General features: G+C 34.3%; 6 protein-coding genes. All 6 read left to right on the top strand.

Annotated features, from left to right (window positions below):
• On the top strand, positions 1 to 1,154 hold a 1,154-nt coding region (locus ADI58_RS05135; protein ID WP_065428652.1), incomplete at its 5' end, for a glycosyltransferase.
• Between the two features lie 53 nt (positions 1,155 to 1,207).
• Complete coding sequence (locus ADI58_RS05130) at positions 1,208 to 2,494, top strand: hypothetical protein (RefSeq protein WP_049521713.1); 1,287 nt, start codon at positions 1,208 to 1,210, stop codon at positions 2,492 to 2,494.
• Positions 2,495 to 3,955, top strand: a complete 1,461-nt coding sequence (locus tag ADI58_RS05125) for a glycosyltransferase (RefSeq protein WP_049521712.1) — start codon at positions 2,495 to 2,497, stop codon at positions 3,953 to 3,955. It begins immediately after the preceding gene.
• Between the two features lie 126 nt (positions 3,956 to 4,081).
• On the top strand, positions 4,082 to 4,258 hold the full coding sequence (locus ADI58_RS11285) for a hypothetical protein (RefSeq protein ID WP_161800933.1): 177 nt from the start codon (positions 4,082 to 4,084) through the stop codon (positions 4,256 to 4,258).
• A 36-nt stretch (positions 4,259 to 4,294) separates the two neighbouring features.
• A complete protein-coding gene (locus tag ADI58_RS05120; protein ID WP_049521711.1) occupies positions 4,295 to 5,212 on the top strand; it encodes a glycosyltransferase family 2 protein in 918 nt (305 codons plus the stop codon).
• Positions 5,205 to 6,923 (top strand): glycosyltransferase family 2 protein (locus tag ADI58_RS05115; protein ID WP_049521710.1); only part of this gene is annotated, 1,719 nt, incomplete at its 3' end. The genes ADI58_RS05120 and ADI58_RS05115, both read left to right, overlap by 8 nt.

Raw genomic sequence — 6,923 nt, 5'->3', positions numbered from 1 at the left:
TTTTAGCTGGTGATTATGGCTATATTCGATATATAGAAGCAACATTAAAGTCAATTTGCTATCATCATGAGAATTGCAAAGTGTATATTTTAAATCAAGATATTCCTCAGGAATGGTTTATCAGTGTTCGTGAAAAAATGGGTCAGAAGCAGAGTGAGTTAGTTGATGTGAAGTTGACAAGCGGCTTGGTCTCAAAAACATGGAAGTTACCTCCGTTTGGGGCTCATATGAACCATATGTCTTTTGCGAGATACTTTATCCCACAATTTGTGGAAGAAGATAAGGTGCTGTATTTGGATAGTGATACGATTGTAACGAGATCACTAAATGAGTTATTTGAAATCGAACTTGGTGATAAACTTTTGGCAGCGGCTAAAGTTATTTATGGATTAGAAGATAGATTTAATTCAGGTGTCTTGCTAATTAATAATAAGTTGTGGAAAGAAGAAAATATTCAAGCGACTTTAATCGAAATCACTGATAGGGATCATGAAACATTGCCAGAGTCAGATCAAACTGTCTTTAATCGTGTTGCAGGGGAACGCTATATCGTATTAGATGATACTTATAATTTCCAAGTGGGTTATGACCGCATTGCAGAGGAGAGACAGCAGTATTTTATTTTAGAAATGTCGACAGACCCACTGCCAGCTATTATTCATTATCTTTCAGGAGATAAGCCTTGGAATTTAAGATCTTACTCTCGTTTAAGAGAAGTATGGTGGAGATATTCAATGATGGACTGGTCAGAGATTACGAGTCATAAAACACCTAGAAAAAAACGTGACATATTTATTATGACAGATAGTCAGTCATTGGAACAGATTGATTATTTAGTTACTCATTTACCAAATTTCATGTTTCATATAGCAGCCAATACGTTAATGGGTGATGTTTTGAATTGTTTACGAAAATATGAAAATGTAAGATTATATCCAGCTATTTTAGATTGGAATCGCAATCGATTGGTTGATGAGTGTGACATTTATCTAGACATTAACTATGAGGAAAAAAATCAACAAGTAATTGAAACTGCAAAACAAAAAGGAAAACCAATTTTAACATTTGATACGGTAGTGAATCCCTATCATGTGGATCAGGTATTCTCTAGTTCGGAACCTCAAAAGATGTGTGATTACATTCTATCTTTATAGGAATTATCATTTTAATCAGTTTATGATTATGGAGGAATAAAAGGGAGATATCGATGCTTTATCTAACAAAGCAGTATAATCTGGATGAGCAGCAATTTGTAGAAAATGTACTTTCTTCTGGTATTGGGGTTCATGTTTTAACCATGGAGTATGCAGAACAGACTCAAGACTATATTCATTTTTTACCGATGCTACTTGCAAAGAAATCAGTATTAAATCAATATAAAAGTGAATCATTGATAGCTTTGAAAGTGGCGGTTCCTAAATATTGGGAAATTTGTATGGAAGAAGATTGCGCAACCATATGGGATAAAGATATTCAACGAGGTCAGATTTTCTACCGTCATAAAGAATCATATACAGTAGATAGGGTTGAATGGTGGGATAGTCAGGGAAAAGTTATAAGCTGCGATTACTATTTAGAAAATGGTTGGCGTTATAAACAGGAGATAATGGATGAATCAGAAAAGAGTATCTCGGTTCATTATTATGACGCTCAAAATACTCTATTGATGATAAAAAATGTAGAGCGAAGCTTATATACTGTATTTAAAGATGAAATCACCCATATTTATACTGAAGATGAACTATGGCAGGCTTGTATAGAGTTATTTGATTTAGAAAATGAAGTGCTAGTTGTTGGAGATTTAGAAATAGCAGATTATTTAGATAGTCAAAAAGTTTCTGCAGTTTACTCTTCTAAAGAACCGATTCAAACCAAAGAAGTAGAGGAGTACCTATCAAAAGTAGATAGACTTTATGTTTATCATTATTCAGTATTTGAATCCCTTACTCCAAACGATAAAATTCATCATATCAGCCCCTTGTATCCTTCAAAAATGAATGTAAATCAACATTGTGCGCTCATCATGACTCACACACAAGAAATTGAAAAAATAGAGGAAATTATTGAGAAGTTGCCGATGATTGAGTTTCATATCGCTGCTCTTACGAGTATGGGGCCTAGATTATTGGATCTTGGAATACGTGAAAATGTCTATTTACATCCAGGCATTAGCCAGGCAGAGTATGAAAGTTTGCTAGAACAGTGTAGTTTATATCTAGATATTAACCATAGTATAGAAATATTGAATGCTGTGGAAGAATCCTTGGAAAAAGGTTTGCTTTTATTTGCTTTTAAGGAGACTCAGCATAGGAGAGGTTTTATCTGTCCTGAGCATCTATCTTCAAGTCAAGCTGTGGCTGATTTGATTGATGCTATCAAAAAAGTTGTCGTTTCAGAGGAAATGTATCATTTGGCTTTGCAAAAGCAATGGAAATGGATTCAATCTTCTACTAAAGGAGATTACAATAGAGCTTTTCGAAAGGTGGAAAATTGAGTGACAGTTTATCTATTTGACTTATTAGTAGGATATGAACCAAATGGTGTAGATCGTTCTCAGGCCAATCGTGCTCGGATCTTTAAAAAGACGAATCTAGATGTTCGTTACATATTTTCTGTCATTCCTCCAAGAGAAGATTTTCTTTATTTTCAACATATTGGGATTCCTCTAGATAAAATGATGATTGCTCCCTTTTACTTAGCTGGAGCAAAAGGTGTACGATCAACTATCACTAGTGAAGAGATGATTAGTAGATTGCACTTAGAGAATAGTACAATAGTTGAGAGAGACCAGCATCAAATCGTTTGTCAAATATCTGAAGATCATAGGCTATTTCTGAAATGTGAGGATAGAATAGTTTATCAGGTTGATCATTTTTATCAAGATACACTCTATCAGAGAGATCATTATACTTCTTATTTGATATGTAGAGAGTGGTTTGATAAAGGGACTTATCAGTGGAGCAAAAGGTGTTTCTATAATTCCGAAAGTGAAGTGGTTTATGAAGGTTTCCAATCATTAGGAAAAACACGGTATCGATTTGGTTCGGAATGGCTTGAAGGCGAATACGACTTAATGCAATATTTTATCAAATCCTTGTCCCTTTCTTCTGCTGATGTCGTCCTTATGGACAGGGTTTCTAGATTTTCCTTTTCACAGGCCATTTTAGAATATGGAAATCGTGCCAAAATAGGAGTTTTTCTTCACTCACTCCATCAATATAAAACGGGTGCGATGAATAATGAGTATCATTATTTATTTCAAAACGCGACTTCTTTTGACTTTATGATTGTTTCAACAGAAGCACAAAAAACAGATTTGGAGAACTATCTAAGAGAGATGGGCTTACCTAGCTGTCTGATTTGTGTGATACCAGCTGCTAGTATCGAAAGTATCGAGAGCAATGTAGAGACGATGGTTCCTTATTCGGCTATGCTTGCTGCTCGCTTAAACTATCGCAAACAAGTCGATATAGCGATTAAGGTAGGAGCAAAGGTTAAAGAGAAAATACCAGAATTTACTTTGGATATCTATGGTCAAGGGGAAGATTATCATAAATTGAACCAACTGATTTCAGAGCTGAATGCTGAAGAATATATAAGGTTACGTGGCTATCAAAATTTAAAAGAAGAGTATAAAAAACACCAGCTTTATCTATCAACTTCTTCTTGGGAGACCTTGGGGCTAACCTTACTTGAAGGGGTGGCTTCTGGTATGGGATTAGTAGGTTTAGATGTTCCCTATGGAGCACCTACCTTTATTCAAAATGGGAAGAATGGTTATTTAGTTCCCTATTCTGAAGGTCAAGATAAAGAAGAAAGTGTTGAAAGAATGACGAAGGCAGTATTGGAGTTTTTTGATTTGAATCAAAATGAAGTATCGCAGCATTCATATCGCATTGCAGCCTCTTATTTGGATGAGGTCATTGCAGAAAAATGGTTAAACTTATTGAAGTAATCTATTTTTCTAATGATTTTCATTTCAGATATCATTTTTGTTACTGCTAAATCAGATGTAAAAGTGAGTAAGACAGAATGCTGAGTATCAGAACATTAGTTTTGTTTGCAAAATTTAAGAAAAGTAGTGGAAGAAATTAATTTTTATTTGGATATTAATTATGAAGCAGAAGTTGATCATATTATAGAAAAAATCAACAATCTTGGGAAACCAATATTGACATTTGATAGTACAGATTATACTGCAGGAAAAGCAAGCTATATTTGTAAAAAGGACGAACCTGAAAGATGGTTGAAAAAATAAGAAGTTTATTTAGTTGATAAGTATTGGAAAAATAAAATGAAGAAATACCCTTTAATTAGTGTAATTGTACCTGTATACAATGTTGAACAGTATTTACGACAATGTCTAGATAGTATTTTGAATCAGACTTACCAAGAGATTGAAGTCTTATTGATAAATGATGGTTCGACAGATGCTTCTGATGAGATTTGTCGGGAGTATGCGGAACGTGATAATCGTATTCGTTATTTTGTGAAGGAAAATGGAGGATTGTCAGACGCTCGAAACTATGCTTTAGATAGAGCTACGGGAGAGTATGTAACCTTTGTTGATTCAGATGATTTTTTGATGGAGCAAGCTCTGGAAAAGCTGTATGCAACTAGCCTGCTTGGGGAATCAGACTTAGTAGTAGGCTTCTTTTGCTACTTTGAAGAACCTTATTTTCAATTTTTCACGCAGCATGACATTCCTAAACTACCTATCACTTTTATTGATAATATTGATGCAGTTCAACAACTGGATGATATGGTAGATGTAAATTTTTTACGTTTTTCCACTGCTTGGGGAAAATTATATAAGCGCAGTTTATTTGAGAGCATTCGCTATCCTTATGGAAAATACGCAGAAGATCAATTTACAACCTGGAAACTATATTTAAAAGCAGAAAAGATAGCTGTAAGTAATCAGACTGTTTATGTGTATCGATACAATCCCAATGGTTTATCTAAAAGTTTTAATTTATCACATATGGATTATATTGATGCTTTGGAAGAAAGAATTCGTGAAACCAAAGATAGAGAAGGGTTTGATATTGTAAAAACATATAGAATGTATGACTATGTGTTGAAAAGAAGATTATCAGAGTTGGAATTCTATGGATATGAAGAAGAAAGGGAAAAGTTGAAACATAAGATTGATCATCTTGATTTAGAAAGTATTATCAATCAGCTAGAACTGGAGAAGAAAGATGAATAATGAATTAATCAGTATTATCGTTCCGATTTATAATACAGAGAAGTATTTACATCAGTGTTTAGATAGTATTCTGAATCAAACTTATGCTAATTTTGAAGTGTTGCTCGTGAACGATGGTTCAACAGATTCATCTGGAATAATCTGTCAGGAGTATGTGGAACGCGATAGTCGTTTTCGTTATTTTGAAAAGGACAATGGTGGTGTAGCTTCTGCCCGTAATCTAGGACTTGAACATTCTGAGGGGACCTACATTACTTTTATTGATTCGGACGATTGGGTTGAACAAAACTATTTAGATGTTCTTTATACTGCTCTTAAAGAGAATGATACAGATGTAGCAATTTCTACTTATAAACGATTTGCTCAAGATGGTGTATTTTATTTGAGAAGTTATTCAAGGGAGGATGATGAATTTCTTAATCTTGGTACAAGGAGCAGAGATTCTTTTTTGGAAATTCTTCCAAGGTTGGGAGAGCTAGATCATAGTTTTTACTCTATTTCATCTAAATTAATAAAAAGAAAAATCGTTGGAAATCTTTTGTTTGATGAACAAGTAAGCTATGCAGAAGACTTGAATTTCTTCTTTCATTTATATCTTGGAGTTGAGTCAGTTGTTTATGTGAGAGACTATACTTATATCTACAGAACACATGATGCTAGTACATCACAAAATGTTAATGAACTTAAAGCATTGCAAGAGTTGGAAATTTATAAAAGTATGTTCCAACAAATTGACAGGATGGGACTACCGACTTTCTATTATTTTAAAAGAATGGAAAATGTAGTGACATATAGAATATCTGGTTTTCCAACATCAAAAGCAATTAGAGAATATGAATCATTTGTGTCAGAAGTTCGAGAAAGGGTCACTTATCAGCAACCATTAATTAGTCTCATCGTTCCAATTTATAATGTTGAGAATTATCTATGGAGCTGTTTGGACAGCATTGCTAAACAGACTTATTCAAATATAGAGATTCTGTTGGTTAACGATGGTTCACCAGATGGTTCTGCTGCTATCTGTCAGGAGTTTGTTGCGAGGGATAGTCGTTTTCGTTATATTGAAAAGGAAAATGGTGGCTTGTCAGACGCTCGAAATGCTGGTATTGCTGAGGCGAAAGGGGAATTTATATCCTTTGTTGATTCAGATGATTGGATAGAACTGACTTATGTAGAGGATTTGTACCGAGCAGCCTTGTTTAATGATGCAGAAGTAGTTGTATCGAATTATAAAAAATTTGATGTGAAGGATAACTGTTACTGGATTCACATCTTTGATGATTATTATGAAACTCATTATAGTGGGGAGGAGCTCATCCAGCAACTACCCGCATTAGAACGTAAGGATTTCTCTTTTACAACAAGTTGGGGAATTTTATTTGCGCATAGATTGTTTGATGCTATTTCCTTTCCTAAAGGGAAAACGATAGAAGACACTCGTACAAATTATCGCCTTTTTGCAGAATCTCGCCGTTTGACATATATCCATAAGGCACTCTATAATTATAGAGTGGGAGTAGATAGTATTAACAGTAGGATAACCGAAAAATTGCTAGTAGATGTTTTGGAATGTTTGATGGAACGGATGGCGGTTTATGCTATTAAAGGCTGGAATGTAGCAGATGAGAGAGAAAATATAGTCATGAATTTAAAAATACGTTACAATCAAGCAAAAGAAGCAGGACTTCAAAATACGGAAATTTTTAAACGC

The sequence above is a fragment of the Streptococcus mitis genome (assembly GCF_001074635.1).
In the GTDB taxonomy this organism is placed as follows: Bacteria; Bacillota; Bacilli; order Lactobacillales; family Streptococcaceae; genus Streptococcus; species Streptococcus mitis_E.
The sequence above is the reverse complement of the archived record's forward strand: the minus strand, read 5'-3'. Positions and strand labels throughout refer to the sequence as shown.

Bases quoted from the DNA above. Each gene is read 5' to 3' on its own strand.
- ADI58_RS05130 (WP_049521713.1), top strand. From the start codon at position 1,208: ATGCTTTATCTAACAAAGCAGTATAATCTGGATGAGCAGCAATTTGTA.
- ADI58_RS05120 (WP_049521711.1), top strand. From the start codon at position 4,295: ATGAAGAAATACCCTTTAATTAGTGTAATTGTACCTGTATACAATGTT.